Origin of the sequence: Bradyrhizobium cenepequi (assembly GCF_020329485.1) — a bacterium.
GTDB classification, from domain to species: Bacteria; Pseudomonadota; Alphaproteobacteria; order Rhizobiales; family Xanthobacteraceae; genus Bradyrhizobium; species Bradyrhizobium cenepequi.
In genome coordinates this window covers 42,436-67,831 of record NZ_JAGKJI010000020.1, presented here as the reverse complement: position 1 = coordinate 67,831, position 25,396 = coordinate 42,436, and the positions used below count along the sequence as shown (strand labels likewise).

Sequence of the window (25,396 nt, the reverse complement as noted above, 5' to 3'; positions counted from 1 at the left end):
ATGCGCACGATCTATTTTGATCTCGACGGCACGCTGACCAATCCAAAGCCCGGGATCACCCGTTCGATCCAGTATGCCCTCGAGCGATTGGGCCAGGCTGTCCCAAGCGAGGACGAATTGACCTGGTGCATCGGCCCTCCCCTGCATGCGAGTCTGAAGAAGCTCCTCAGCAGCGATGAGCTCGCAGATCGCGCTCTGAAGCTTTACCGAGAGCGGTTCGCCGATATCGGCCTGTTCGAGAACGAAACCTATCACGGCATCAAGGAGACGCTGTCCACGCTTGCCGCCTCGCATCCGCGCATGTTCGTCGCCACCAGCAAGGCCGCGGTGTATGCCGAGCGGATCATCGATCATTTCGGCCTGCGTCCCTATTTCGAACAGGTGTTCGGCTCGGAACTCGACGGCACGCGCACCGACAAGACCGATCTGCTGCGACATGCGCTCGAAATGGCGAAGGTGGATCCCACCCAGGCGATCATGATCGGCGACCGCAGCTACGATATCGTCGGCGCACGGAGCAACGGCATGACGGCCATCGGTGTCCTCTATGGCTATGGCAGTGAAGCGGAGTTGAAGGGCGCCGGCGCACATCATATCTGCGCAACCCATCCGAATCTGCTCGACCATTGCCTATCGCTTCCAGCTTGATCACTCGGAGCACACGAGATGACAGCACCATCGGACCAGGAGCTCGGCTTCGCACCCGACGACGATGCGCCGATCGGCTATATGAAACGCACCCGCGACTACTATGCTGCGATCGGCTACACCACGCCCTACCGCTGGGCGCATTACACCGGCGCGCCGTTCCAGCCGCTGCGCAAGCCGCTCGCCGAATCCCGCGTTACCATCATCACCACGGCGGCGCCGTTCGATCCCGCCAAGGGCGATCAGGGACCGGGTGCGAAATATAACGGCGGCGCGAAATTTTATCAGGTCTACGACGGCGACACATCGAAGCAGCACGATCTGCGCATCTCCCATATCGCCTATGACCGCGTGCACACTTCGGCGGAGGACAGCGGCACCTGGTTCCCGTTGCCGCAATTGCGGCGGCTAGCGCAGGAGGGACGGATCGGCGAGATTGCGCCGCGCTTCTTCGGCGCGCCCACCAACCGCAGCCACCGTGTCACCATTGAAACCGATGCCCCGGACATCCTGGCGCGCTGCCGCGCCGATGGCATCGACGCCGCAGTGCTGGTGCCGAACTGCCCGGTGTGCCACCAGACCGTCAGCCTCGTCGCGCGACATCTCGAGGCTGGCGGCATTTCAACCGTCGTGATGGGCTGCGCCAAGGATATCGTCGAGCACGCCGCCGTGCCGCGATTCCTGTTCAGCGATTTCCCGCTCGGCAATTCCGCCGGCAAGCCGCACGACGTCGCTTCGCAGGCATTCACGCTGGAGCTTGCGCTACGCGTGCTGGAGTCAGCGCCGGGACCGCAGACGACGGTGCAGTCGCCGTTGCGCTGGAGCGCCGATCCTTCCTGGAAGCGCGACTACAGCAATGTGGACGCCCTGAGCGCCGAGGAGTTGGCGCGGCTCCGCCGCGAGTTCGACGCACAAAAGGAAATCGCGAAGGGCATTCGCGAGAGCACGGCGTAACCTTGAAACAAAAGGCCGGCTATACAGCCGGCCTTTTCATGATCGCTCAGAACTCCGTCAGACCTTCACCAGCGGTCCGCGCGCCGGCCCCTTGGAGCCGCCGCCGTTGGGACCGCCCGGCTTCGGCTTGCGCTTGCGGGCGCCGGGGAGCTTCTCCGGCTTCGGCGTGACCGGGCCTTCGACGAACTCGAAGCCGATCTTGTCTTTGCCCGTGGCCTCGTCCTTGACCAGGACGACACGGACATGGCCGCCGCCCTTGAGCTGACCGAACAGCACTTCATCCGCCAGCGGCTTCTTGATGTGCTCCTGGATCACCCGCGCCATCGGGCGAGCGCCCATCTGCTCGTCATAGCCATGCTCGATCAGCCAGGCCTTTGCGGGCTCCGACAGCTCGATGGTGACATCGCGGTCGGCGAGCTGCGCCTCCAGCTGAAGCACGAACTTCTCGACCACCATGCCGATCACGTCGGCATTGAGATGGGCGAAGGAGACGATCGCATCGAGCCGGTTGCGGAATTCCGGCGCGAACTGGCGGTTGATCGCTTCGTGGTCGTCGCCTTCCCGCTTGCTGCGGGTGAAACCGAAGGCCTGCCGTGCAAGATCGGCCGCGCCAGCATTCGTGGTCATGATAAGGATCACGTTGCGGAAATTGATCTGCTTGCCGTTATGGTCAGTGAGCCTGCCGTGATCCATGATCTGCAGCAGCACGTTGTAGAGATCCGGATGCGCCTTCTCGATTTCGTCGAGCAGCACCACGCAATGCGGATGCTGGTCCACGCCGTCGGTCAACAGGCCGCCCTGATCGAAGCCGACATAGCCGGGAGGCGCGCCGATCAGGCGCGACACCGTGTGCCGCTCCATGTATTCGGACATATCGAAGCGCAGCAGTTCGACGCCAAGCGACGCCGCGAGCTGTTTTGCCACCTCGGTCTTGCCGACGCCGGTCGGGCCGGAGAACAGGTAGGAGCCGATCGGCTTTTCCGGCTCGCGCAAGCCGGCACGCGCCAGCTTGATCGAGGCCGACAGCGACTCGATCGCCTTGTCCTGGCCGAACACCACGCGTTTGAGGGTCTGCTCAAGATGCTTCAGCACCTCGGCATCGTCCTTCGACACGCTCTTCGGCGGAATCCGCGCCATGGTGGCGATCGTGGTTTCGATCTCCTTGATGCCGATCGTCTTCTTGCGCTTGTTCTCGGCGACCAGCATCTGCGCCGCACCGGACTCGTCGATCACATCGATCGCCTTGTCGGGCAATTTCCGGTCATGGATGTAGCGCGACGAAAGCTGCACCGCCGCCTCGATCGCCTCATTGGTGTATTTCAGGCGATGGTAATCCTCGAAATAGGGCTTGAGGCCTTTGAGGATCGCAATCGCGTCTTCCACCGTCGGCTCGTTGACGTCGATCTTCTGGAACCGGCGCACCAAGGCGCGGTCCTTCTCGAAATGCTGGCGGTATTCCTTGTAGGTCGTCGAGCCCATGCAGCGGATGGTACCCGATGCCAGCGCCGGCTTGAGCAGGTTGGATGCATCCATCGCTCCGCCCGACGTGGCGCCGGCGCCGATCACGGTATGGATCTCGTCGATGAACAGGATCGCGTTCGGGTGCGCCTCGAGTTCCTTCAGCACCTGTTTCAGGCGCTCCTCGAAATCGCCGCGATAGCGCGTGCCCGCGAGCAGCGTTCCCATGTCCAGCGAGAACACGGTGGCTGCGGACAGCACTTCCGGCACTTCGCTGTCGACGATGCGCTTAGCCAATCCCTCCGCGATCGCGGTCTTGCCGACGCCGGCTTCGCCGACGAACAGCGGATTGTTCTTCTGCCGGCGGCAGAGCACCTGGATCGCGCGGTTGATCTCGGCGTTGCGCCCGATCACCGGATCGATCTTGCCGTCACGCGCCTTCTTGTTGAGGTTGACGCAATAGGTCTCGAGCGCCTCGCCCTTCTTCTTGGCATCCTCGTTGCCCTTGGCCTCGGTCTCCTCGTCGACGCCGCGCACGGGCCGCGCCTCGGAGACACCCGGCCGCTTGGCGATGCCGTGGCTGATGTAGTTGACGGCGTCGTAGCGCGTCATGTCCTGCTCTTGCAGGAAATAGGCGGCATGGCTCTCGCGCTCGGCGAAGATCGCGATCAGGACATTGGCGCCGGTCACTTCTTCGCGACCCGAGGACTGCACATGGATCACCGCACGCTGGATCACGCGCTGGAAGCCGGCGGTCGGCTTCGCGTCATCAGCGCCGTCAGTCACCAGGTTTTCGAATTCGGTCTCGAGATAGTTGACGAGACTGGTCCTGAGCTTGTCGAGATCGACGCTGCAGGCCCGCATCACCGCCGCCGCGTCCGAGTCATCGATCAGCGACAGCAGAAGGTGTTCGAGCGTCGCGTATTGATGATGACGCTCGTTTGCAATCGCCAATGCACGATGCAGGGATTGTTCAAGGCTTTGGGAAAAAGTAGGCATTCGCGTCCTCTGTGGCCCCCGGTCATCATGATCGCCATTGCCCGGTCAGGCAACAACAACCTTCATCATCCCCTGTCATATAGTCACGCCCGATCGTGGCAAAAGACCGGCTACGCGCGGCGGTCCGCCGATCGAGTGAAGCCGCTGCGATCGAGAGCCACATCCCGTCATTCAACGGAACGCCATTCAACGGAACGCCATTCAACGGAACGCCATTCAACGGAACGCCGTCCGCTTCCGTCAGGCAAATCAAATGCAAGACCCGTTCCGCTTCGCGGCGAGCCTTCGATGCCAGGCCCGCGTTACTTCTTTTCCATCACGCATTGCAACGGATGTTGGTGCTTCCGCGCAAAATCCATCACCTGGGTCACCTTGGTCTCGGCAATCTCATAGGTGAAAACGCCGCACTCCCCGATACCGTGGTGGTGGACGTGTAGCATGATCTTGGTCGCGGCTTCCGCATCCTTGTTGAAGAATTTCTCCAAAACATGAACGACGAACTCCATCGGCGTATAGTCGTCGTTCAAGATCAGGACGCGGTACAGATTGGGGCGCTTGGTCTTCGGCTTGACCTTGGTGATGACCGACGTGGACGGACCTCCCGTCCCCCCACTACGGCCCTCGTCGTTGCCCGTGCGGGGCGCTGACGATGCGGCAAGCGCCGATACGGGCGAATTGATTGCGAAGATTGTCTGCGACATGGCTCAGGCGTTCGACATCCCAAAGGAAACACGTTAGCGCACTTGGAGGTTGCGCAACGCCGAGGGCAGTCGCCACGGAACTTCCAGCACGCTCAAGACATCGCCGTTTCCCGATCCGATCCTTTGCTGGGTCGGCAGGACACAATATGGGCCCGGCTTCGTCCCGCTGCAAGCACGGAAGCATCGCTCCCGCGCGGGGCCGGCCGGCCCGACTCCCGGGTCTCGGCGCTCACACCAAGGTTAATCGTTTCTGGCGGATTTGACAAAGGAAGCCGACTGCCCGTTTAGCAACCATTGATAATAGGGTCGCTTTCGCCCTACCGGCCGGCTTTATCTTGGCTTTGACCCGTTTTTATGAGGACCGGTTTACCACCTATTTAGCGGCGGACTGAGAAATGGCAGCACAACCAGATTGCGGTGAACGCCATGCCCGTCACATCTATTTTCGACCGCCTCCACACGGCGGCCCGCCGGTTCGCCGGCGCCGATCAAGGTAATATAGCGGTCATTTTTGCCCTGGCTTCGGTTCCGATCATCAGCTTCGTCGGCGCCGCGATCGACTATTCCCGCGTCAACTCGGCCCGCTCCTCCATGCAGGCGGCGCTCGACTCGACAGCGCTGATGGTGGCGAAGGATCTAACCAACGGCACGATATCGACCTCGGACGTTAACAGCACGGCGCAAAAATATTTCGGCGCCCTTTACAAGAACTCCGATGCCAAGTCGGTGACGATTACCGCAAGCTATACGCAGAGCACCGGGAACGGTTCGACCATCAAGGTCGACGGTTCCGGCAGCGTGAGTACTGAATTCATGCGGTTCGCAAACCTTAACACCCTTGGCTTCAAGGTCAGCTCTACCTCACTGTGGGGCACGGTCCGGATGCGGGTCGCGATGGCGCTCGACAATACGTTATCGATGCGGGACGATGGCAAGATGACGGCGCTGCAGAACGCGGTGGCAGGATCCGGCGGTCTCATCGACCAGCTCAGCAAGCTCGCCAAGGATAATGGCGACATCTACATTTCGGTGGTCCCCTTCTCCGTAGAAGTTAATTACGGCAAGGACGCCACCGGTGCGAGCAACGCCAATCAGCCATGGATCGACTGGAGTTATTGGGACACCCTGTCCGCGACGGATTCTTGGGGAACCTGTAGCAGTTCCAGGTATTCGACTCGAACCCAGTGCAAGCAAAACAGCAAGACTTGGACCCGCGATCGCTCGCGATGGACAGGCTGTTTTAGAGACCGCACAAAAGACTACGATACAACGAACACGACGCCAGACCCGGCGATCCCGGCGACGCTCTTCCAGGCGGACGAGTACGGCAACTTCTGCAAGTCCACGAACAACCTGTATCTGCAGCTGATCATGCCGCTGACCTACGATTGGAGCGCCCTGAAGACGCGGGTCAACAATATGGAGCCGACGGACTATACCAATCAGAGTATCGGCCTAGCATGGGCGTGGATGACGCTCGGTACGGGGGCGCCTTTCAATGCCCCGGCAAAGGATCCGAACTATACCTACAAGGACGCCATTATCCTGCTGTCCGACGGCATGAATACGAAAAACCGGTACTCTAGCCAGGAGGCCCAGATCGACGCCCGTCAGAAGATCCTCTGCGACAATGCCAAGGCGGCGGGGATCACGATCTACACCGTTCAGGTCAACACCGGTAGGGATCCGACCTCGGAGGTGCTGCAATATTGTGCGAGCGGCACGAGCAATTTCTATCTCGTTACGTCAGCCAACCAGACGGCGCAGGTCTTCAACGCTATCGGCGCCTCGCTCTCCAAGCTGCGCGTCGCGCGATAGTTTTCGATCTCCTCGAACCAACAAAAAGCCCGGCCGAAGGCCGGGCTTTTCATTGGGAACTCGGGCAGCGCCGGTCAGTGCGTGGGACCGAATTTGGCGACGAGGCCCTCGAACGGCTTGAAGGTCTGCTTGGCGCAGTCGCTGTAGAGGCCGGCGATCTTCTGCGATTCCGCAACGAAGGTTTCATAGGCCGAGCGGGCATACTCGGTCTGCGCTTCCAGCGCCTTCTCGAGCGACTTCACGCCGGACAGCTTTTCCACAAACGACTTGGTGTCCTCGAACGACTTCTTCGCGTAGTCGCCATAGGCGGTCGCGATCGCCTGGACGCCGTTCTGCAGATTGCTCGTGGAAGCCGTAATCGACTCAAGCTGCTCTTTTCCGTAATTTTGAATATCTTCAACCTTGACCATTGGAATCCTTTCCCAAGACTTGTTCGCGCAAACCCCATCGGCGGCGGGCCGATACCTCGAACGCGCCGTCAAACTAGTGCGCCGCAAAATCAAGTCAAGAAATATTGTGCATTGCACAAATTGTTCGGATTTGCCGAAAACCCGGGTCTTTACGCAACGCTTAATTAAGCTTTTGGAAACTCGGCACGCCTACCTTGATTCCCGGACGGGTTCATCTTCCCACAGGCAGCCTGAAAACTGTTTGTGAACAGCATCTTAGCCAGAACAGCGACCCTGGGCGGCCGGTGCAGCCGGAGCCTCGTTTCCGGAAGCCATCGTCGAACAGGGGGACGTCAGCGGCCCGCGGGCACAATTTTGCCTCACAGGCCGGTGATCAAGATAGAAATTGGGACGGGGAAGTAAATGCTTCGTACAACCTTCGCTTCCTCGCGCGTATTGCGGGTTGGCGTTCTCGGGCTCATCACCTTCACCACAGTGATCCTGATCTCCAGCGAGAGTGCCGAGGCGCGTCGCTACCGACACCGTCATCACGCGCGCTCGCATCAGGTGGATCGCGACAGCTATAGCCCCCAATTCTCCTCCATTATCGTCGACGGCAATTCCGGCGCGGTGCTGGCATCCAACAATCCCGATGGTCTTCGTCACCCGGCCTCGCTGACCAAGATCATGACGCTTTATCTGCTGTTCGAGCGCCTTGAGGCCGGCAGGATGAAGCTGGACACCGAAATGCAGGTTTCCGAGCACGCGTCCGAGCAGGCTCCCACCAAGCTCGGCCTCCGGCCCGGCCAGACCATCAGGGTCGAGGACGCCATCAAGGGTCTCGTGACGCGTTCCGCCAATGACGCCGCCGTGGTGATTGCTGAAGCGATTGGGGGCGATGAGGACGACTTCGCCAAGATGATGACGCGGAAGGCTCGTTCGCTCGGCATGAGCAAGACGGTCTACCGCAACGCCTCGGGCCTGCCCAACGATGAGCAGGTGACGACCGCGCGCGACCAGGCCGTCCTCGGCCGGGCGATCCAGGATCGGTTCCCGCGCTATTATCGGTACTTCTCGACCACCGTGTTCAATTATCGGGGACAGTCGATCCGCAATCACAACCACCTGCTCGGCAAGGTCGAGGGCATCGACGGCATCAAAACCGGCTACACTCGCGCTTCCGGCTTCAATCTCGTTAGCTCGATACGACGCGGCAACCGCCATCTTGTCGGCGTGGTGATGGGTGGCCGCAGCGGCGGCTCGCGCGACGCCATGATGCGCGGCCTGCTCGCCGAGAACCTCGAGAAGGCCGCAACCGTCCGCACTGCAGCCGCCATCACCGAGAAGAATGTCGCGGATGGCAATACCGACGTGGCAGGCGCTGATACTCCGTCCCGCGGCAACGACCAGCCGGCGCGGGTCACCTCGAGCGCCACCGCCTCCGCCGAGCCCGCCGTGGCAGCGCTCACTCCGGCCGCCCCGCGCCCCGCCGCAAAGGCATCACTGATGGCCGCAGCGGCCGCCGCCCTTCCCCCGCCGCCGGCGAAGGTTGCGCAAGCGGCCAAGCCGGAGCCCAAATCTGAACCGAAGTCCGAACCCGCGCCCTTCACCAACGGCGTGATCCAGAGCCAGCCGATGGTCATCATCCCGGGCTCGGTCGAGCCGATGAAGCCGGTCAAGGTGAAGACGGTTCAGGTCAAGGCCGGCGGCACCAAGGTCGCCTCCGCCGGGCCGTCCCAGCCGGCGCCGCCGGTGACGAATGCGATTCCGGCTCGTCCGGAAGTGGCTGAGACCTCCAGTGCGGTCGTTGCAGGCGCCGAAGTCGCCAAGAGCGACGCGCCGAAGCCCGAGGCCGCCAAGCCGACAGCCAGGATCGAAATGCCAGCGCAGCCCCCGGGGTTCGGCACCGGCAATGGCATCCTCGGCGTGCTGCCCGCGTCGAGCCTGCAGCCATCCACCTCGGCACCCCAGACGGTCGCCGCGGTACAGCCGCAAGCGATGCAACCCGCCGCGGTTGCCAAGTCGACGCAGGCCGCCGTGCACACCGGCTGGATCATCCAGGTCGGCGCGCTCGAAAGCGAAGACGAGGCGCGCCAGCGCATCGATCTTGCGCGCAACCAGTCGCGCGGCCTGCTCGGCAAGGCCGATCCGTTCACCGAGCCGGTCGTTGGCAAGGATAACCGCAAGCTTTATCGCGCCCGTTTTGCCGGTCTCGAGCGCGAGCAGGCCGAGGCGGCGTGCCGGACGCTGAAACGCGCCGACATCTCCTGCATCACCATCCGCAACTGATCTTTCGACCCCATCTCGAAATCGCAAAGCCGGCGCCCACCAGCGCCGGCTTTGTTGCGTCGGTCTGCAGCAGCGACAGCTCCTCGTTCCCTTCCGAAAACTTCTCGGCAAGGATTTACGGTTAAACTTTCGAGAACAGGGTCGACCACGCCGGACAACGGCGGGCGAGACGGGGCGTCAGCACAGAGAAGCAGGAGCAACTCTCGGTTTGTAGCGTTTGGTAGCGTTGCCGGAGTTAGCTAGAATGGGTGCGAAGCAAGGTATCCTTGGCCTCGTTTACACGGGCAGCGAGGTACGTCGACCCCCCTTGGTCGGGATGCAGTTTCTTCATGAGGGTGCGGTGCGCCCGGCTGATCTCGTCACGCGACGCTCCCGGCTTCAAGCCAAGGATCTGGTAGGCCTCCTCCTCCGTCATTTTGCCGCCCGGCGTCGCGCGGCGCTGCCCCCCTGCCCCGTTGCCCTGCGCGTCCTGACGCCAAGCGGGAAACCGGCGGTCCAGATAGCTTTCAAGTAAGGTGACGCTCTCGGCGTCGAAGCCAGCGGCCATCGCCAGCAATTCCTGAAGGTCGAACTCGTCGAGCGAGCGGCCGGCATTCGGCCCTTCCACGATCCGGCCCGACAGCACGCCAGTGTCGTGGTCGAGACTCATGTCGAGGTATCTCGAACGCACGCGCGAACTTTGTCCGGCGGAGCGCTGCGCGCCGCCAAAGATGCTGCCGATATTGCCGAGCACGTTCGGCGACCAGCCGAGCAGGCCTGCACCAAAGATCCCGAGCGGGATCGCCACCGCAAGCTCTCCCCTGATGCCGGTATAGGCGGCAACTGCGAGTGACAACACGCCGCCGATGATCTTGATCGCGCGCGCCAGCATCGCCGGATTGGCGGCGCGAAGCATCTGCAGCAAGAGATAAAGCGTGACAACGGCGACGACGCCGGCAATCAGAGTTGGCATAGGCGCAATATAATCGCGGCGGCGAGGAAAAGCACCGCGAGCCCGGTCCTGACGGAAAGCGGCAACGTCACCGGCGCAGCGGACACAGGCTTGAACCCCGGACGAAGCTGATACCCCAGCACGGTCACTTCATCTGGCCGATCAGGTTCGCCGCGCCGCTTGCCGTTTTCGACAACTGCAGCAGCGCCTCGCGGCCACCAGTGGCGTAGGCGGCAGCCGCGCGCAGCAGCTCGCGCAATTGCGCCGCCGCACCGGGATCGAAGCGGCAATAGGCGCCGCCGGTCAGCCGCGCAATCTCGCGGAACGCCTGCTCTGCGATGGCATCGCCGCCCTCCTGGAACATGAATACAGGCACCTTGAGCAGCCCGAGTTCGCCAGCCTTGGCGCAGAGTTCATCGACGGGCTCCTCCATGGCGTCGCCGACGAACACCACGGCCCGCACGCCCGAGGCGACCGCTTCGCGGCGCGTTTCGGACAGCACTTTGCCGATCTGCGTATTGCCGCCCTGGCAATCGATCTTGGCCATCAGTCTGGCAAGTCTGGCGCTGTCGGAAATCCATCCCGTCGCCCGGCATTCGTTGAAACCGCGGTAATAGACCAGGCGGATATCAAGGCTGCCCAGGGCGGCGGCCTCGCGAAACATGTCCGCCTGCAGCGCGCAGGCCATGTCCCAAGTCGGCTGCCGGCTCATCGTGGCGTCCAGTGCGAAAATCAGCCTTCCGCTCCCGCCGGCATGATGTGGCGACATCGCACGCGCCTTGGCAACGAAGGCGGCGATATCCGCGGAGCTCGACGGAGGTGCCTCCGGCAAGCGGCCGGACTTGCGAGCCTCGCCCGACGGCGGAGCGATGTCGCTCCCGGATTTCGGTTTGGTCGGTTCGGCAGCCATGAATCCTCGCCCTTACAGCGAAGATTATGTGGGCCGAGACCGGGAAAGGGTCAATGCGCCGCGTGGCTGAGCCGAGCGCAGGGGCAGAGGTCAGTTTGGTACCGCCGAGCGATCCTTCTCGGTTTCCGTCCTCCGGACGTTCTTCGTCGAGGGGTCCGGAACATAGAGTGAGACCGGCCCCGGCTCGAGGATTTTCGGCGGCGCACTCCTGGTGTCGACCGGCGCCACATCGCTGTCGGCATCGACCAGGAACTTGTCGAGCATCGCCTGGATCGAGCTCTTCGCCACGTCCGGCCCGGTATCGCGCATGTCGTTGTGCTGGAAGTTGGTGTTCACCACCGTGATGCCGGACTTCTCGCACTGCTCGGCATCCGGCACGACGCCCGGATCAGGCTTGAACTGGGTGTCCTTCGAGCGGAAGGACAGGATCTTGAACTTGGCGTCGGTCAGGAACGGCACGCGCAGATTATCCAGCGTAACGACCTTCTTGATCTCGTCGGGATACTGCTTGGCGAAGTACATCGAGATGTCGCCGCCCATCGAATGTCCGACCATGGTGACCTTGGCGTAGTCGGCATTGGGCTGGATCTTCTTCATTTGCTCGATGGCGAAGTGGATGTTGGCCACGCCGCGCTGGATTTGCGGCAGGCGGCCGACATAGAGCTCGCCGACCTTGGTCACCATCGGCGGGTCCGTCGGTAGGTCGTGCTGAGGGCTGATCACCAGATAGCCGCGCGCCGCAAAGATGTTGGCGAGGAATGAGTACTCGCTGTTCTTGACCGTGTTGCCGTGGTTGAGGATCGCCACCGGCAGCGTGATCATCCCGGCGTTGGCCTGCATCTCCTTGTCCCACCGTACGGCCACGTTGACGGGAACGAGGCGGTTGTCGCGGGCCGCGTCATAGAACCTGACTGTCTCGTGACGGATAGCCCACTTGCTGGCGGTGAAATACGCGCCAGTTACAAGCACGGTAAGTGAAAGCAGAACGGTAATTCCACGTTTCATATTCGTCCTCGGCGCGCCCGCCTCTCTGGCGCTATATCCCATCGTCCGGACTCTGGTGGTCCGTCTGGATGATATATGTCACGGCGACGTGACAGGAAGTCCAAATGTTGTGGTTTGACCGCCTGATCGTTGTGCGATGCACCTAATCCTTGTGCACCTGCACAGCTCGCCGCGGCGTCGGTGGCATTCCTCCTAACCTTATGGCGGCGCCCACAAAATTCGGGTTTAGCCGCTCGATACATTTCTAATGAAACGGGCCATTTCCAAGTTTGTTCCCCGTTTTTTAGGGCCGCCCCCGTAGTCGCACGGGTCAGGCCGCCGTGTAGATGATGAGTTTCAGCGCCGGATCGTCATTGGCCTGAAAACTCGCATATTCGAACGCCAGGTGGCCCCTCTTGGGGTGGCTGAGCACCTTGCGGCCCGACACACTGCTTTTGATATCGTGCGCGCCCCACCACTGGGCGAATTCGCGGCACCCGTGCTGCAACCGCTCGAGCAGGTCGAGAAAGGCAGGATCGCCCGCCCAAAGGTCGTGGGTTGCCCGAAACTGGGCCACCATCCGGCGGGCTTCATCGGTCCATGACGGACCGAACAAACGCCGCGTCGCCTCATTGGTCAGCATGCAGATGAGCACGTTGCGATCGGTCGGCGGAAGTCGGCCGAAGCCGAAGGTTTGTTCCGCGGCCTCGTTCCAGGCCAGGATGTCCCAGCGCCGCCCGGTGATGTAGGCTGGCTGATTCAAGCTCTCCACCGTGCGCCGGATCGCAGGTGGCACCACCTCCGCGATGAAAGGTCGCCGATCGGCATCGCGGATCAGTGCCCGCAGATGGGCGTGCTCGGCCTTGGTCAGCCGCAGCGCCCGCGCCAGGGCGTCGATCGTCGTCAGCGACGGGCTGACGCTGCGGCCCTGTTCGAGCCTCGTGTACCAATCGACCCCGATGCCGGCGAGTTCGGCTACCTCGTCGCGGCGCAAGCCGGGCGTCCGGCGGCGCCGACCGACCGGAATGCCGGCAGCCCTTGGCGTCAACCTCTCCCGCCGCGAGCGCAGGAAATCGCCGAGTTCGCTTTGCCGGGCATCCGCCATGGGACTGCTCCTGCGACGAAAGGAGGGACTGAGAATCCCAGGATAATACCAGGTCTTGTTGCGCAGGACACGCTCTTCGAGGATGTGGTCTCAACCAGGATGAGAGCCATGAAAGCTGCTGTTTTGAAATCATTCGGATCGCCGTTCGCGACCGAAACCGTTGCCGACCCGGTGATCGGCACCGGCGAAGTCGTGGTCGACGTCGTGGCGACGCGTGTACTGTCCTATGCCAACGAAGTCTTTAGCGGCGAGCGAAACTATCTCTTGGAATTGCCAGCCGTGCCGGGACCCGGCGCAATCGGAAGGGTTCGCGCGGTAGGGCCCGACGCCACTCACCTCGCCGTGGGTGATTGGGTCTATTGCGATCCGACCTTCCGCTCCCGCGACGATGCAATCTCGCCTGACATCACCCTGCAAGGCTGGAGCGCGCGCGGCGAAGGCGGGTTGCGGCTGCAGCGGCACTTCCGCCACGGTTCGTTCGCCGAGCAGACATTGGTCCCGACCGAGAACGTCAAACCCATCGGGACGATCGATGCGGCGGAGGCGCCGGCCTGGTGCGCGCTCGGCACATGCCTCGTGCCATATGGCGGTTTCCTGGCGGCAAGACTGCAGGCAGGGGAAACCGTGCTGGTGAGCGGCGCCACCGGCAATTTCGGCAGCGCCGCCGTCGCGGTCGCGCTGGCGATGGGTGCGAGATGCGTGGTGGCGCCCGGACGCAACGAAACGGTGCTGGCGGATCTGGCGCGTCGCTTCGGCAGCAGGGTGCGCCCGATCCGGCTTTCCGGAAATGAGGAAGACGATCGCCAGCGGATGCGCGAGGCGGCCGATGGCCCGATCGACTGCGTGATCGACCTGATGCCGCCCTCGGTCGGTCCAACCACGGTGCGCGCCGCCATCATGACGGTTCGTCCCTACGGGCGCGTGGTGCTCATGGGCGGCGTCGGGATGCAGGGCGGCCCCGGCCTTGAACTGCCTTACCCCTGGATCATGCGCGACTGCATCAGCATCCACGGCGTGTGGATGTATCCACCTGAAGCAACGCTCGGCCTCGTTGGCATGATCCGGGCAGGCCTGCTGCCGCTCGACCTGTTCAAGGTGACCACCTTCGACCTTGACCACGTCAACGAGGCGGTCGCGCATGCAGCGGCCAATGGCGGACCGTTCAAGATGACGATCCTGCAGCCGGCGCAAGGTGCACGCGTCACATTGCGATGATGTCGTGGACCTCGAACGGCTTGTCGGCCCGGTCCGCCGCGCGGGGTCGGCCGCGCTCGTTCAACGGCAGCTTCAATTGACGCAGGAGGCCTGTTACCTCCTCACGCGCCGTCACGTGGCCTATGCTGGGCCGCGTGCCGAGCGTCTGCTCGTCGATACCGTCGAGGGCAGTCAGGCTGCGCCAACGGCAATCGTTTGATGTCCCCCGAGCGGACCGGGTGCGCGCGCCTGCCGCCTTGGCGTCAACGCCTTCCCCTTGGTATGGTCCTGCGCCCACCGCATCGCGCGAGTCCAAATCCGTCTCGCGCCCCCACCAGCCCCTTCCCGAACCAGCCCAAGAGATTGAATCCAGATGTCGCGAAGCCCCATGGTTGTCCGCACCGTCCCTGCCTTGCGCCGCGCCGTCGAGGCTTTGCGTGGCAGAAAGGCGATGACGGCGCTGGTGCCCACCATGGGAGCTCTCCATGACGGACATGTGTCGCTGGTGCGCCTTGCCAAGCGGCGCGCCCAGCGCGTCATCGTCTCGATCTTCGTCAATCCGACCCAATTCGCGCCGACCGAAGATTTCGGCTCTTACCCACGCACCTGGAAGACCGACGTCGCAAAGCTCTCCGCGGAGAAGGTCGACCTGATCTGGCATCCCGACGTCAAGACCATGTACCCGGACGGTTTTGCCACGCGGATCACGCCGGAGGGGCCCGCCACCGTCGGGCTCGAAGATCGCTTCCGCCCGCACTTCTTCGGCGGAGTCGCGACGGTCGTCGGCAAACTGTTCACGCAATGCCGGCCGGATTTTGCGATCTTTGGCGAGAAGGATTTTCAGCAGCTGCGCGTCGTGACGCAGATGGCGCGCGACCTCGATCTCGGCGTCAAGGTGATCGGCTCCAGGACCGTTCGCGAGCGCGACGGGCTCGCGATGTCCTCGCGCAACGTCTACCTCTCGCCGGAAGAGCGGCGCGTGGCGCCGGAGCTTTATCGCGTCATGAAAGAAACCGCCCGCCGCATCCGTGCCGGCGAACAGATCGAGCCGGCTGTCGCTGGCGGCGGCGAGGTGATCGAAAAGGCTGGTTTCAAGCTCGACTATCTGGAAGTGCGCCACGCCGAGACGCTGGCGCCGATCGCCTCGATCAAGGACGGCCCGCTGCGAATGCTGGTGGCCGCGCGGCTCGGCACCACGAGGCTGATTGACAACATCGCGGTGTAACCGACGAGCCGTTACAGCAATCCGAGATCGCGCAGTTCTCGCCGCATCGGCTCAGGCATCGCCGCGACACCGGAGGCAGCCGATTTGGTCAGGTCGGGCGGGGCGGCATCGGCGGTGAGATAGCGCCAGCCTTGGAAGGGGCGCATCGGACGCGGCGATACGGTGATCACCTTGGGCTGCATCACGATGCGGCAGCGGCCGATGCCGTCCTTGTCGCGGAACGGCTCGATCGCGATGATCTTCTCGCGCGCGGCGATCTCGCCGCGGATCACCCAATAGAGCGAGCCGCCGGCGAGGATTTCCTCCTCCCGTTTCGGCGTCATCCGCGTGATATGGACGTGACGCTGCGGCAGGCCTTTCTTTTTCGCGACCGCCATCCGTTCGGCGACCCAGGTCTTGAGTTCCTTGACCGAGTCGCAACCGACGGCGAGCTTGATGAGATGAAGCGGCATGGTCGTTTCGCTTTAGCCGCCGACGCGCGCTTTGAAAAGATCAGTCGTCCGAGGATGCCGGAGCGGCTGTGGACGCCGGTGGAGGCGGCGCGATCGGCACCGGCGCGGACGGCGGCGGACGTTTGGCCGCGGCCTGTTTCTTGGCGGCGGCCGGCGGCGCGGGCGAAGCCGCTGGCGCGGCACGTGGTGGAGCAGACGGAGCCGCTGCGGCGGCCGCAGCAGGCGGCTTCGCCGCCGGCTCAGGTGTCATGATGCTGACCGGCGGGGTGTTCGCAGCCGACGGAAATTCGGCGTTGGTAGGCTTGCCCGTTGGAACCGATGGCGGCAGTGCTCCAAGCACCCCTGCCCCTGGCACCGCTGCTCCGGCCGCAGCTGCGCTGGCGGACGCCGGTGCATTCCATGACGGCGCGTAGCGGGTGATGAGGTTTTCGTAGACGTGCTCGTCCATATTGGACGCGATCTGCTGGGTGGTCCCGAGCGAACCGAATGCAGCGCATGAAGCCGGCGTGCAATGGTCGCGGATCGTCAGCACATAGGCCATGAGCCCGTAGCGGTCGCGCTCAATCGCCCGACGCAGCGCCTGCAGTTCGGGCGATGTGTTGCGCTCGGCCGTCGCGATATCGCCGAACGACGTCAGCCGCGTGATCTGGGAAGCCGCATAGGCGACTGCGGCGGCCGCAGAGTCGGCAGAGCCGAACAACACCTTTTCGCAGGCGTTCAGCACGGCATCGCCCGCAAGGTCATCGATGCAGGCCAGCGCGGCAGGCGCTGCGACAACCGGCTGTGCCGATCGGATATCGGCGGAAGCAGACCGGCTACCGGAATCGAAGCCGCGGATGGTTGCGGCAACAGCAACCGCGATCGCAAGCAGCGTGATGACCGTCAGCGCACCGTTGGCCACGGATTTCTCCGCGCGCAACAGAGTGATCAACAGGATCAGTCCAAAAAATCCCGCTGCGGCCAGCGTCAGCCACATCGGAAACGTCGCCGAGCGCCAAATCTGATCCAGCGAAAAAGCCAAGTTCATGCGCGGTGTCCCTCAACGCAGCATAAAACGCAACGTCCGAAGGCGAATACCTTCTTTCGGGCATTCGGCCTTCGACAAAGTGGTTCTGCGAACGGGGCCTTTTGACGGCGACCCATCAGGGAACCGCGGTCAAACGGGTGCTTGCGCACAGCTCTCTTCAGGACAGGACCAGCTGGCTTTCCTTGGCAACCCGCTCGAAAGCTTCGGTCGAGCTCTTGATGCGGTACTGGCAATCGTCACCGTCGGTCGGCAGCAGCCGAACCACCTCATAGGTCCCGCTGGCGGCCGGACGCGACACGTTGCTCGCAGTGAAATAGACAGTCTCTCCAACGGAGTACTTATGCTTCAACGCCCTCTCCATTTTCTTGGATCGTCGGCGCGCTGCCTTGGGTCCCACAGCAGCGGCCAACATTGAGAACCCTGCGTCAAGCTAGCACACCAACGGCCTCAAAATCCAGCAAGATCGGAGCATGGCAAACGCACGAAATTTGCAGACTTTTCAGTGCGATAGGACGCCCGCCGGCGGGCCTGCCGCATTCCACGGCGAGACCGGAGAAAAGTGCGGGTTCCCGCAATCAAGCGCCATCGGCAGCCCGCCATCCGGGCTCGCATGGATTTCGAGTTAGACGGTTTCGAACCGCTCGATGACGAGCGTTTCAGCAAGTCCATCCCGCGTCCACTCCTGGAACGCCGGCAGCGAAGTCATCGCATCGACATAGGTCTGCGCCTCGGGCTTCACCGGGATCGCATAGGTGCGGAAGCGATGCACGACGGGGGCGAACATTGCGTCTGCGCCGGAGAACGCACCAAACAGGAACGGACCTTGCTTGCCGTAGTGCGCCTGACAGTCCGCCCAGATGTCCTGGATTCTCGCGACATTGGCGCAAGCGTCGTCCGACAACGGGATCGCCCGGATCGGGCGATGCAGGTTCATCCCGCATTCGTTGCGCAGAGCCATGAAGCCCGAATGCATCTCGGCGGAGACCGAGCGGGCGTGGGCACGGGCGGCGCGATCCTCAGGCCAGAGCCTTGTTTCCGGATATTTCTCGGCAAGGTATTCGATAATCGCCAGCGAATCCCAGACCGTGATGTCACCATCGATCAGCGCCGGCACCTTGCCGGAACGCGAGAAGCTGAGGATACGATCCTTGTCCGCCTTCACGCTGGTGTAGAGCGGGATGAAGATTTCCTCGAATGGGATGTTGTTGGCGCGAAGCGTCAGCCATGGCCGCATCGACCATGACGAATAGTTCTTGTTGCCGATGACGAGCTTCAACATGTTCGGGGAACCCGGTTACGTTACTATTTTGCCATAGCGTAGCGCAGCCGTCCAACCCGCAGGCGGTCAGTTGCGCGTGGCGACCTCATTTGAGAAAGCTAGGACGCGAAATCCTGCGGTGTGAAGCTCAGGTCGAGCACCTTCCACTCGCCATAGCGATCCGCCGGGAGCATCGTGTAGGGTTGGCACGCCTCCAGTGCGCTCATCGCGCCACGCATCAACACCGGTCCCTTTTCGGACGCAGTCGCCTCGATCAGCAGAGGCTCGTCAGCGAGCTTCCCCTCGGGCGTCATGAACACACGCAGCGTGACCTTGACGTCGTCGGACGGTTTTAGCGATGCCGGCAGCTTCGAGCACGTCTTGAGATGGCGGCGAAACTCGGCGACGACACTCGGGGTGAGGTCGGCGGTCCTGACGGCCGGTGCATCGAAATCGTCGTCGACCTTGCCGCCGTAGCGCGCGGCCGGGGCCGGGGCTGGCGCCGCCATCAGCGGGAGATCCGACGGCAGTCCGAGCTGGACATGGTACTTGATCGAGAGATCAGGCTCCGGCGGCGTGTAGGCTGGGGTGGCCACCGGTTTTGCCGGGGACTGCGACCGAGCCGAACCCGATTCCGCTGGTGCCGCCTGGTTCTGCGGCGCTGACGGTGCCGGCTGGGGCGTCGGTGCAGGTGGAGTGGTTGCGGCCGACTGCTGGAGCGCGGACAAGTCTATCGACGGCGACGGAGAAGGCGACGGGGTTGGTTCGGGCTTCTTCTCGATATCCTGCGGCTCGATATCCTGCGGCGTGACAATGTCGACCGGGATGGTGTCGGCCGCGACCACGTCAAACGGATGGACTTCGGACAAGAGCAGTACCAGCGCCAGCACCGACAGGTGCGCGACCGCCGACGCCGTGACGTCCACAGGTAACAACTCCCGCAGGTTCATTCGCAACTGATCAGGTTTGACTGCCCCTGCCCGTCAGCATAGCGGCCAATCGAGGCGCGCCTCAATCCCATTTCGGTGCAAAGCCGAAATCGGTGAGGCGGCCTAAGGCGCGGGCCATCGCCGAAATCAGGCTCATGTCGTCCTCCGATAATTCGAAATCGAAGACGTTGATGTTCTCGGACAATCGTTCGAGCTTCGATGTCCGCGGGATCGCGGCAACATTCTGCTGTACCAGCCAGCGCAGGCAGACCTGGGCCGCCGTCTTGCGATAGCGGTCGCCGATCCGGGCCAATGCCCGCTCGTTCCTGATGCGGCCCTTCGCGATCGGGCTATAGGCGACCAGCGCCATGCTGTGCCGGGCGCAGGCGGCCCTCACCTTAGCTTGATCGAGATAAGGATGATACTCGACCTGGTCGCATGCCAATGGCTCCGCGCAGGCTGCCACCGCCTCCTCGATCAAAGCGACCGTGAAGTTGGACACACCGATATGCCGCGCCAACCCAAGCTGCTTCGCATGCGCCAGCGCGCCCATCGTTTCTGCGAGCGGCACCTGCGGGTTCGGCCAGTGCAGCAACAAGAGATCGATCTCGGTCAGCCGCAGCCGCGCCAGGCTTTCCTTGGCCGAGCGCTCGAGGTCGTTGGGCCTGAAATGGGTGGTCCAGACCTTGGTGGTGATGAACACATCATTGCGCTTCACGCCGGATGCGCGCAGGCCCTCGCCGACCTCGCGCTCATTGTCGTACATCTGTGCGGTGTCGATATGGCGATAGCCGAGCCTGAGCGCCTGCTCGACGATCCGCGCACAGGCGCGTCCGCGCAATTCCCAGGTGCCGAGCCCGATCGCCGGAATCCTCGCGCCATTGGCTTCGATGATGTTCATGCGCCTATTATGGGCCGGCGCGGCTCCGCTGCCAAATCAGGCCGCAGAGGATTCTGTCGCCAGCGCCGCGAATACCGTTTCCGGCGAATGCGCAATGACCGCCAGAAGCGCCCGTGCTGGTCCGCGCGGGGCACGCTTGCCCTGCTCCCAGTTGCGGATCGTTTCTACGGGCACGCCGAGCTTGGCTGCGAATTCGAGTTGGGTCAGGCGCGACCGGCGGCGGAGATCACGGACCGTGAGCGGCCCCGGCGGCGTCTCCGGCGCGAGCGGGAACTCCTGCCCGTCGCGCAGCTCGACGATCCGTCCATCCGCTTTCAGCCGCAGGCGCTTCATGGTCTGCTCCGGAAAGCCGCATTGTGGGCCAGCCGGCTTAAAGGCCGCTTAACGCAAAGCAAGGCGCTAATTCAGGCCGAACCACAGCGTGGCAATGCCGAGGAAGCAGAAGAAGCCGACCACATCGGTGATCGTGGTAACGAAGGTGCCGGACGCAACCGCCGGATCAGCGCGCACCCGCTCCAGCACCATCGGGATCAAAATCCCGCCGAGCGCACCGGCGACCAGGTTGCAGACGATGGCAAGCCCGATCACCACGCCAAGGCCCGGAATCTTGAACCAGGCGACCGCGGCGATGCCGGTGATAACGGCGAAGGCGAGGCCGTTGACCAGGCCAACCATGGTCTCGCGCAGGATCACGCGAACGGCGTTGTAGGATCCGAGTTCGCGCGTCGCCAGCGCGCGCACAGCGACGGTCATGGTCTGGGTCGCGGCATTGCCGCCCTGGCTCGCGACGATCGGCGCCAGCACCGCAAGCGCCACCATCTTTTCGAGCTGGCCTTCGAACAGGCCCAGTACCGAGGACGCCAGAAAGGCGGTCGCGAGATTGACCAGGAGCCAACTGAAGCGGCCCCGCGCGATCGTCCAGACATTGTCCGACAACTCTTCGTGACTGGTGACACCACCGAGCGCCTTCAAGTCCTCGTCAGCTTCCTCCTCGATGACGTCGACCACGTCGTCGATGGTGATGACGCCAACCAGGCGGTTTGTGGTGTCGACCACGGGAGCGGCAACCAGATTGTACTTGCCGAACATCCGCGCGACCTCTTCCTGGTCTTCCAGGGCCGAGACGCGGCGGCGATCTTCATCGATCAGGTCGGTGAGCGGCACCGGACGGCGCGAACGCAGCAGCACGTCGAGCGGTACTGCGCCCAGCCAGCGCCTGTCGCTGTCGACCACGTAGATCTCGTAGAACCGGTGCGGCAGCTCGGGCGCCTCGCGCATGTAGTCGATGGTCTGCCCCACCGTCCAATCTGGCGGCACCGCGATGAATTCGGTCTGCATCCGCCGGCCGGCGGAGTTTTCCGGATACAGCAGGCTGCGCTCGAGCTCGGCGCGCTCTGACGGCGGAAGCTTTTCGAGGATTTCTTCCTTGTCCTCCTCGTCAAGACCTTCGAGAAGCTCGATCGCGTCGTCTGATTCCAGTTCGCGGACGCCTTCCGCAACGGTCTCCGGCTTGAGCTCTTCGAGGATTTCCTCGCGCACGGCATCGTCAACCTCGTTCAGTGCCGAGAAGTCGAAATCCGTGCCGGTGATCTCGACCAGGCTGACACGGTCTTCCGGAGCGAGCGCCGCGATGAGATCGCCGAGATCCGCCTCATGCAATTCCGCCACGACCTCGCAGAGGAATGGCCGGTCGGCGGCGTGGATCGCGCTCGCGATCTCCTCGACGAATTCGTGGCGGAGCTGCCCCTCCTCGTCCCGCATCGGAAGCCGATCGAGAATGGAGCCTTCGGCGGGGTTGGCAGCATCGATGTGATCGGTCATGCCGCGCCTCACCGTTTGACAGAAGGAAGGAACTCGTCTGAGTTATTGCCGCTCGCATTACCCAATCGGCCGCGTCCGGCGCAATGCCAAATATCACCAACCGCGAAAAACAGGTTTGCTTATGAGAACGTTCGGCGCAGCCATTCTTGCTCTGCTCGCGTGGACCGGCGCCGCGCAGGCCGCCGCCGAATGCCCGCGCAAGGATGCGCTCGGAACCTCGCGCGTCCTCACCGTCGATCCAGCGACCTATCCGCGCGTCGGCACCAAGAGCTTTCCGGACACGCTGCCGCTAAAGGATCACGAGGTGGTGTTGACGTTCGACGACGGGCCATGGCCGGCAACCGACCGGAAGATTCTCGCGGCACTCGCCCATGAATGCGTGCGCGCCACCTTTTTCATGATCGGAAAGCCGGCCTCCGAGCATCCGGAGCTGGTCCGCCAGATCGCCGCACTCGGCCACACCGTCGCCCATCACACCTTGACGCATCACAACCTCAAATACATGAAGCCTGACGACGCTATTGGCGAGATCGACAAGGGCATCGCTGCCGTCGAAACGGCGCTGCATGGGCGCGCGACCACAACGCCGAGCACACCGTTCTTCCGCTTTCCCTTCTTCGAGATGTCGCCGGAGACACTTGCGAACCTGGAGAAGCGCGGCATCGCGGTGTTCGGCGCCGATCTTTGGGCAGGCGACTGGAACAAGATGACGCCCGAGGAAGAGCTGAAGATTCTAACCGAACGCCTGAACGCCACCGGACGGGGCATCATCCTGCTGCACGATCCCAAGGCGCACACCGCGGCGATGCTTCCCGCCTTCTTGCGCTACCTGCGCGATCACAATTTCCGGATCGTGCATATCGTGCCGCCGGGCCCGAAAACCGTGTCGAATCAGACACATTGAACCGAATGATGACTTTAAGTTACAAAGCATTAAGGCGGCATTCATGACGCCGTGCGTAAGGATTCGGCGTCGGACTAAGAGAATGCAGCTGGGGCGTTATGATCGCTAGTGTCAGTGCAGGATTCTGGAAGCGATCATGGATGGCTCTCTCCCTGGTGGCTCTGATCGGCGCGACCAGCCGCTCCGCGGTCGCGGCTGATTGTCCGGGCCATCCCGACGCGCTTGGCACCTCACGGACGCTGGTGGTCGATCCCCGCGAGCATCCCCGGATCGGCACCATGCAATATGCCGAGACCCTGCCGCTGAACGATCACGAAGTGGTGCTGACATTCGATGACGGCCCGCTGCCGAAATATAGCAACCAGGTGCTGGACATTCTTGCCAGCCAATGTGTGAAAGCGACCTTCTTCATCATCGGCCGCCAGGCCAACGCCAATCCGCAAGGCGTCCGCAAGCTCGTCGCCGCCGGCCACACCGTGGGCACGCACAGCCAGAATCATCCGCTGACTTTCAACAAAATGTCGATCGAGCAGGCCAAGCAGGAGGTCGATGCCGGCATCGCCTCGACGGTGGCCGCGCTTGGCGACGCAAGCGAGCTTGCGCCCTTCTTCCGCATTCCGGGGCTGCTGCGCGCCGAAGCCGTCGAAAACTATCTGGCGTCGCAGGGCATCCAGAGCTGGAGCGCCGATTTTCCGGCCGACGACTGGCGACACATCCCTCCCTCGCGCGTCTACGATCTCGCAATCCAGCGCCTGGAGGCGAAGGGCAAAGGCATCCTGCTGCTGCACGACATCCAGCAGCGCACCGTGGCCGCGCTGCCGAGGATCCTGCAGGAGTTGAAGGCACGCGGCTATCGTATCGTCCATGTGGTGCCCGCGACGCCCGACCGGCCGGCCACGCCCACCGACCCCGTGCAGTGGCTATTGCATCCGCCGTCAGAGGTCGTGGCAGCTGTGCGCTGGCCGAAGATTCCGGATTTCGTGTTCGTTCAGACGCAGACGCTTCCCGCACCCGGACTGTCGAATCTGGCTTGGCGCGATCCAGGCCTGCTCGATCGACTGCGCCGCCCGCGCGCCGCGATCGCTTCGCAAACAGCATGGCCGGGACCATTGCGGGTCTCCGAGAACAGCCGCCCGGCGCTGCCGATTCCGGCCTCTTCCGTGTTCAGGATGCCTGAGAGCGTCCGCGTGACGTTGCTGGCATCGCATTCGCCTGCCAACCGGCCGGAACAGGTCGCGGCACCCCATCAGGCCGCGAACGCCGTGGGGCCGATTTCCGCGAGGGCCCGCACGGTCGGTGCGCGCCAAGCCGCGCATTCCCGGGATGCCGCGCATCAGACCCCGCAAGGGCGACGCCCGGGCCGTGGCGTGCCCAAGCATGCCGTGCAGGCGAAGCCAAGCAGGCGCCCACTTCAAGTGGCGAAGCGGTGAAGACCGCAGCGCCGGCTCAGTTCGTCACGATTTTGGCGATACAAAGCAGGATGACGAGCGCCAGGAACAGCAGGTCGATATAGGATTTGATCTCGCTGGCGTGACGCAGCTCGGTGACGGCGCCGACGATCTGCTTGCGTGAGGCCGCCGAACTCGGTCCCTCGACCACCGCCATCCCGAGCCGGCGCGTCTCCCCTTCCAGGCGCTCGATTCGCTGGAAGAAATAGAACGAGCGCAAGGCGGACGCCGCGTGCATCGCGGCATAGACCAGCACCAGGAGCGCGACGAGCGCGCGATGCTGGTATTTCTCCATGAAGTTGAGGCTGAAATAAACCAGCGCCAGGAACACGAAGTTGGAGACGAAGCGATAGATATAGCTGAGCAGGATCATCCTGTTCCCCGGATTTCCGAATCGGGCGCGCGATCCGTGAGCGACTGCGCTCGTCCGTCCCCGGCCGACGAGCCTTCACACCCTTAGCGTACGCGAATGGTGTTACCGAAAGGCATCAACCGGCCCGGTGCGGAAAATTTACCGCGACGCCACCTCACAGTGCCCTACCCCACCTCGTTCCCGCCTGGGGCGGGGGCTTCGCTTTTCCACTGCATTGACCCAAGATCAATACCGCGCGCTCAGCGCAGCACTTGCCCGTAGAGAACATAACGCGCGGGAGGAAATAGGGATGAGAGCGATATTGGCAGTTCTGTTCGCAGCCACGCTCGCGAACATTGGCATGGCCGACGCCGCGGACGGCTGCGGCCCCGGTTGCCATACGGCACGCAACGGCGGGTGCGTCGTCGATGGCTGGGAGAGAGGCGCGCGTGTGCGGAATGAGTGTCCTGTCGGGGCTCACCCCCGCCCTCCGTGCTACCGATGGTTCGTCTGGAGCCGTCGCGACGGAGCCTGCATCATCAGCCCCAATTAGGGGATGGTCGGGATTTTTGAATGCCTTTCGCCGTCCTTATGCGCTTGGCTTTTTCATCAACCGACGAAATGACCAATATTTGCGGATTCAATCTGGTCCCGCGCTATGCGTTGGCGGCGCCGCGACGCCAGAGGCGACTAACCAGA

At 63.1% G+C, this 25,396-nt stretch carries 25 protein-coding genes and 1 pseudogene; 9 read left to right on the top strand and 17 right to left on the bottom strand.

Translation table 11 applies throughout. The features are described 5' to 3' along the window. Together J6497_RS21125 and J6497_RS21120 are read left to right on the top strand one after the other, a co-directional pair. On the top strand, positions 1 to 648 hold the full coding sequence (locus tag J6497_RS21125) for an HAD family hydrolase (RefSeq protein WP_225706208.1): 648 nt from the start codon (positions 1 to 3) through the stop codon (positions 646 to 648). An 18-nt stretch (positions 649 to 666) separates the two neighbouring features. After that, on the top strand, positions 667 to 1,602 hold the full coding sequence (locus J6497_RS21120) for a glycine/sarcosine/betaine reductase selenoprotein B family protein (protein WP_225706207.1): 936 nt from the start codon (positions 667 to 669) through the stop codon (positions 1,600 to 1,602). 57 nt (positions 1,603 to 1,659) lie between these two features. On the opposite strand, the gene clpA is transcribed toward J6497_RS21120, so the two are convergent. After that, positions 1,660 to 4,059: an ATP-dependent Clp protease ATP-binding subunit ClpA gene (gene clpA, locus J6497_RS21115; RefSeq protein ID WP_225706206.1), complete on the bottom strand. Its 2,400-nt coding sequence runs from the start codon at positions 4,057 to 4,059 to the stop codon at positions 1,660 to 1,662. A gap of 302 nt (positions 4,060 to 4,361) precedes the next feature. Then, positions 4,362 to 4,760, bottom strand: a complete 399-nt coding sequence (gene clpS, locus J6497_RS21110) for an ATP-dependent Clp protease adapter ClpS (RefSeq protein ID WP_225706205.1) — start codon at positions 4,758 to 4,760, stop codon at positions 4,362 to 4,364. Between the two features lie 426 nt (positions 4,761 to 5,186). Here clpS and J6497_RS21105 point away from each other — a divergent pair, with 426 nt between their 5' ends. Then, on the top strand, positions 5,187 to 6,578 hold the full coding sequence (locus tag J6497_RS21105; RefSeq protein ID WP_225706204.1) for a vWA domain-containing protein: 1,392 nt from the start codon (positions 5,187 to 5,189) through the stop codon (positions 6,576 to 6,578). A gap of 74 nt (positions 6,579 to 6,652) precedes the next feature. Here the strand turns inward: J6497_RS21105 and J6497_RS21100 are convergent, their stop codons facing one another. Then, positions 6,653 to 6,988 (bottom strand): phasin family protein, encoded by a 336-nt coding sequence (locus tag J6497_RS21100; protein WP_225706203.1) that lies wholly within the window; start codon positions 6,986 to 6,988, stop codon positions 6,653 to 6,655. A gap of 402 nt (positions 6,989 to 7,390) precedes the next feature. Here J6497_RS21100 and J6497_RS21095 point away from each other — a divergent pair, with 402 nt between their 5' ends. Beyond that, positions 7,391 to 9,256: a D-alanyl-D-alanine carboxypeptidase gene (locus tag J6497_RS21095; RefSeq protein WP_225706202.1), complete on the top strand. Its 1,866-nt coding sequence runs from the start codon at positions 7,391 to 7,393 to the stop codon at positions 9,254 to 9,256. 235 nt (positions 9,257 to 9,491) lie between these two features. Here the strand turns inward: J6497_RS21095 and J6497_RS21090 are convergent, their stop codons facing one another. The 4 genes from J6497_RS21090 to J6497_RS21075 all read right to left on the bottom strand — a co-directional run bounded on the left by J6497_RS21090 (position 9,492) and on the right by J6497_RS21075 (position 13,186). Beyond that, complete coding sequence (locus J6497_RS21090; RefSeq protein WP_225706201.1) at positions 9,492 to 10,208, bottom strand: DnaJ domain-containing protein; 717 nt, start codon at positions 10,206 to 10,208, stop codon at positions 9,492 to 9,494. A gap of 124 nt (positions 10,209 to 10,332) precedes the next feature. Continuing rightward, positions 10,333 to 11,097, bottom strand: a complete 765-nt coding sequence (locus J6497_RS21085; protein WP_225706200.1) for a vWA domain-containing protein — start codon at positions 11,095 to 11,097, stop codon at positions 10,333 to 10,335. Positions 11,098 to 11,187: 90 nt separating this feature from the next. Beyond that, the gene (locus tag J6497_RS21080; RefSeq protein ID WP_225706199.1) at positions 11,188 to 12,102 is read right to left on the bottom strand and encodes an alpha/beta fold hydrolase; all 915 of its coding nucleotides are present in this window, start codon (positions 12,100 to 12,102) and stop codon (positions 11,188 to 11,190) included. Positions 12,103 to 12,412: 310 nt separating this feature from the next. Continuing rightward, positions 12,413 to 13,186, bottom strand: coding sequence for a helix-turn-helix transcriptional regulator (locus J6497_RS21075; protein WP_225706198.1), 774 nt, complete (start codon positions 13,184 to 13,186; stop codon positions 12,413 to 12,415). A 108-nt stretch (positions 13,187 to 13,294) separates the two neighbouring features. On the opposite strand from J6497_RS21075, the gene J6497_RS21070 reads away from it, so the two are divergent. Further along, entirely contained in the window at positions 13,295 to 14,401 is a 1,107-nt protein-coding gene (locus J6497_RS21070) for a zinc-binding dehydrogenase (RefSeq protein WP_225706197.1), read from the top strand. Here the strand turns inward: J6497_RS21070 and J6497_RS21065 are convergent. Beyond that, positions 14,388 to 14,582: pseudogene (locus J6497_RS21065) on the bottom strand (division plane positioning ATPase MipZ); the annotation flags it as partial. The gene J6497_RS21070 and the pseudogene J6497_RS21065 overlap by 14 nt on opposite strands. A 171-nt stretch (positions 14,583 to 14,753) precedes the next feature. On the opposite strand from J6497_RS21065, the gene panC reads away from it, so the two are divergent. Further along, complete coding sequence (gene panC, locus J6497_RS21060; RefSeq protein WP_225706196.1) at positions 14,754 to 15,605, top strand: pantoate--beta-alanine ligase; 852 nt, start codon at positions 14,754 to 14,756, stop codon at positions 15,603 to 15,605. An 11-nt stretch (positions 15,606 to 15,616) separates the two neighbouring features. Here panC and J6497_RS21055 read toward each other — a convergent pair whose 3' ends face one another. The 8 genes from J6497_RS21055 to mgtE form a co-directional block, all read right to left on the bottom strand. Continuing rightward, complete coding sequence (locus J6497_RS21055) at positions 15,617 to 16,057, bottom strand: DUF1489 family protein (RefSeq protein ID WP_225706195.1); 441 nt, start codon at positions 16,055 to 16,057, stop codon at positions 15,617 to 15,619. A gap of 40 nt (positions 16,058 to 16,097) precedes the next feature. Then, positions 16,098 to 17,084 carry a hypothetical protein gene (locus J6497_RS21050; protein WP_225706194.1) on the bottom strand — a complete coding sequence of 329 codons (987 nt, stop codon included), beginning with the start codon at positions 17,082 to 17,084 and terminating at the stop codon, positions 16,098 to 16,100. Between the two features lie 157 nt (positions 17,085 to 17,241). Then, a complete protein-coding gene (locus J6497_RS21045) occupies positions 17,242 to 17,445 on the bottom strand; it encodes a hypothetical protein (protein WP_225706193.1) in 204 nt (67 codons plus the stop codon). 261 nt (positions 17,446 to 17,706) lie between these two features. Beyond that, positions 17,707 to 18,363, bottom strand: coding sequence for a glutathione S-transferase family protein (locus J6497_RS21040; RefSeq protein ID WP_225706192.1), 657 nt, complete (start codon positions 18,361 to 18,363; stop codon positions 17,707 to 17,709). A gap of 98 nt (positions 18,364 to 18,461) precedes the next feature. Further along, positions 18,462 to 19,268, bottom strand: coding sequence for a cell envelope integrity protein TolA (tolA, locus tag J6497_RS21035; RefSeq protein WP_225706191.1), 807 nt, complete (start codon positions 19,266 to 19,268; stop codon positions 18,462 to 18,464). Positions 19,269 to 19,353: 85 nt separating this feature from the next. Beyond that, entirely contained in the window at positions 19,354 to 20,172 is an 819-nt protein-coding gene (locus J6497_RS21030; protein ID WP_225706190.1) for an aldo/keto reductase, read from the bottom strand. A gap of 36 nt (positions 20,173 to 20,208) precedes the next feature. After that, positions 20,209 to 20,505: a helix-turn-helix domain-containing protein gene (locus J6497_RS21025; RefSeq protein WP_225706189.1), complete on the bottom strand. Its 297-nt coding sequence runs from the start codon at positions 20,503 to 20,505 to the stop codon at positions 20,209 to 20,211. 66 nt (positions 20,506 to 20,571) lie between these two features. Beyond that, entirely contained in the window at positions 20,572 to 21,993 is a 1,422-nt protein-coding gene (gene mgtE / locus J6497_RS21020) for a magnesium transporter (protein ID WP_225706188.1), read from the bottom strand. A 121-nt stretch (positions 21,994 to 22,114) separates the two neighbouring features. On the opposite strand from mgtE, the gene J6497_RS21015 reads away from it, so the two are divergent. Then, complete coding sequence (locus J6497_RS21015) at positions 22,115 to 22,897, top strand: polysaccharide deacetylase family protein (protein ID WP_225706187.1); 783 nt, start codon at positions 22,115 to 22,117, stop codon at positions 22,895 to 22,897. A 98-nt stretch (positions 22,898 to 22,995) separates the two neighbouring features. After that, positions 22,996 to 24,327 carry a polysaccharide deacetylase family protein gene (locus tag J6497_RS21010; RefSeq protein WP_446479929.1) on the top strand — a complete coding sequence of 444 codons (1,332 nt, stop codon included), beginning with the start codon at positions 22,996 to 22,998 and terminating at the stop codon, positions 24,325 to 24,327. A 16-nt stretch (positions 24,328 to 24,343) separates the two neighbouring features. Here J6497_RS21010 and J6497_RS21005 read toward each other — a convergent pair whose 3' ends face one another. Next, entirely contained in the window at positions 24,344 to 24,718 is a 375-nt protein-coding gene (locus J6497_RS21005; RefSeq protein ID WP_225706185.1) for a hypothetical protein, read from the bottom strand. 289 nt (positions 24,719 to 25,007) lie between these two features. Between J6497_RS21005 and J6497_RS42040 the strand changes: the two genes are divergently transcribed. After that, positions 25,008 to 25,250, top strand: coding sequence for a GCG_CRPN prefix-to-repeats domain-containing protein (locus tag J6497_RS42040; RefSeq protein WP_376708248.1), 243 nt, complete (start codon positions 25,008 to 25,010; stop codon positions 25,248 to 25,250). Positions 25,251 to 25,396 lie beyond the last annotated feature (146 nt).

What these genes read in the sequence shown, in the direction of transcription:
- J6497_RS21070 (WP_225706197.1), top strand. Translation starts at nt 13,295, where the DNA reads ATGAAAGCTGCTGTTTTGAAATCATTCGGATCGCCGTTCGCGACCGAA.
- mgtE (WP_225706188.1), bottom strand. Translation starts at nt 21,993, where the DNA reads ATGACCGATCACATCGATGCTGCCAACCCCGCCGAAGGCTCCATTCTC.
- clpS (WP_225706205.1), bottom strand. Translation starts at nt 4,760, where the DNA reads ATGTCGCAGACAATCTTCGCAATCAATTCGCCCGTATCGGCGCTTGCC.
- J6497_RS21010 (WP_446479929.1), top strand. Translation starts at nt 22,996, where the DNA reads ATGATCGCTAGTGTCAGTGCAGGATTCTGGAAGCGATCATGGATGGCT.
- J6497_RS21120 (WP_225706207.1), top strand. Translation starts at nt 667, where the DNA reads ATGACAGCACCATCGGACCAGGAGCTCGGCTTCGCACCCGACGACGAT.
- J6497_RS21080 (WP_225706199.1), bottom strand. Translation starts at nt 12,102, where the DNA reads ATGAAACGTGGAATTACCGTTCTGCTTTCACTTACCGTGCTTGTAACT.
- J6497_RS21005 (WP_225706185.1), bottom strand. Translation starts at nt 24,718, where the DNA reads ATGATCCTGCTCAGCTATATCTATCGCTTCGTCTCCAACTTCGTGTTC.
- J6497_RS21085 (WP_225706200.1), bottom strand. Translation starts at nt 11,097, where the DNA reads ATGGCTGCCGAACCGACCAAACCGAAATCCGGGAGCGACATCGCTCCG.
- J6497_RS21030 (WP_225706190.1), bottom strand. Translation starts at nt 20,172, where the DNA reads ATGAACATCATCGAAGCCAATGGCGCGAGGATTCCGGCGATCGGGCTC.
- J6497_RS21105 (WP_225706204.1), top strand. Translation starts at nt 5,187, where the DNA reads ATGCCCGTCACATCTATTTTCGACCGCCTCCACACGGCGGCCCGCCGG.
- J6497_RS21055 (WP_225706195.1), bottom strand. Translation starts at nt 16,057, where the DNA reads ATGCCGCTTCATCTCATCAAGCTCGCCGTCGGTTGCGACTCGGTCAAG.
- J6497_RS21045 (WP_225706193.1), bottom strand. Translation starts at nt 17,445, where the DNA reads ATGGAGAGGGCGTTGAAGCATAAGTACTCCGTTGGAGAGACTGTCTAT.
- J6497_RS21125 (WP_225706208.1), top strand. Translation starts at nt 1, where the DNA reads ATGCGCACGATCTATTTTGATCTCGACGGCACGCTGACCAATCCAAAG.
- J6497_RS21040 (WP_225706192.1), bottom strand. Translation starts at nt 18,363, where the DNA reads ATGTTGAAGCTCGTCATCGGCAACAAGAACTATTCGTCATGGTCGATG.
- J6497_RS42040 (WP_376708248.1), top strand. Translation starts at nt 25,008, where the DNA reads ATGAGAGCGATATTGGCAGTTCTGTTCGCAGCCACGCTCGCGAACATT.
- panC (WP_225706196.1), top strand. Translation starts at nt 14,754, where the DNA reads ATGTCGCGAAGCCCCATGGTTGTCCGCACCGTCCCTGCCTTGCGCCGC.
- clpA (WP_225706206.1), bottom strand. Translation starts at nt 4,059, where the DNA reads ATGCCTACTTTTTCCCAAAGCCTTGAACAATCCCTGCATCGTGCATTG.
- J6497_RS21050 (WP_225706194.1), bottom strand. Translation starts at nt 17,084, where the DNA reads ATGAACTTGGCTTTTTCGCTGGATCAGATTTGGCGCTCGGCGACGTTT.
- J6497_RS21075 (WP_225706198.1), bottom strand. Translation starts at nt 13,186, where the DNA reads ATGGCGGATGCCCGGCAAAGCGAACTCGGCGATTTCCTGCGCTCGCGG.
- J6497_RS21100 (WP_225706203.1), bottom strand. Translation starts at nt 6,988, where the DNA reads ATGGTCAAGGTTGAAGATATTCAAAATTACGGAAAAGAGCAGCTTGAG.
- J6497_RS21090 (WP_225706201.1), bottom strand. Translation starts at nt 10,208, where the DNA reads ATGCCAACTCTGATTGCCGGCGTCGTCGCCGTTGTCACGCTTTATCTC.
- J6497_RS21095 (WP_225706202.1), top strand. Translation starts at nt 7,391, where the DNA reads ATGCTTCGTACAACCTTCGCTTCCTCGCGCGTATTGCGGGTTGGCGTT.
- J6497_RS21015 (WP_225706187.1), top strand. Translation starts at nt 22,115, where the DNA reads ATGAGAACGTTCGGCGCAGCCATTCTTGCTCTGCTCGCGTGGACCGGC.
- J6497_RS21025 (WP_225706189.1), bottom strand. Translation starts at nt 20,505, where the DNA reads ATGAAGCGCCTGCGGCTGAAAGCGGATGGACGGATCGTCGAGCTGCGC.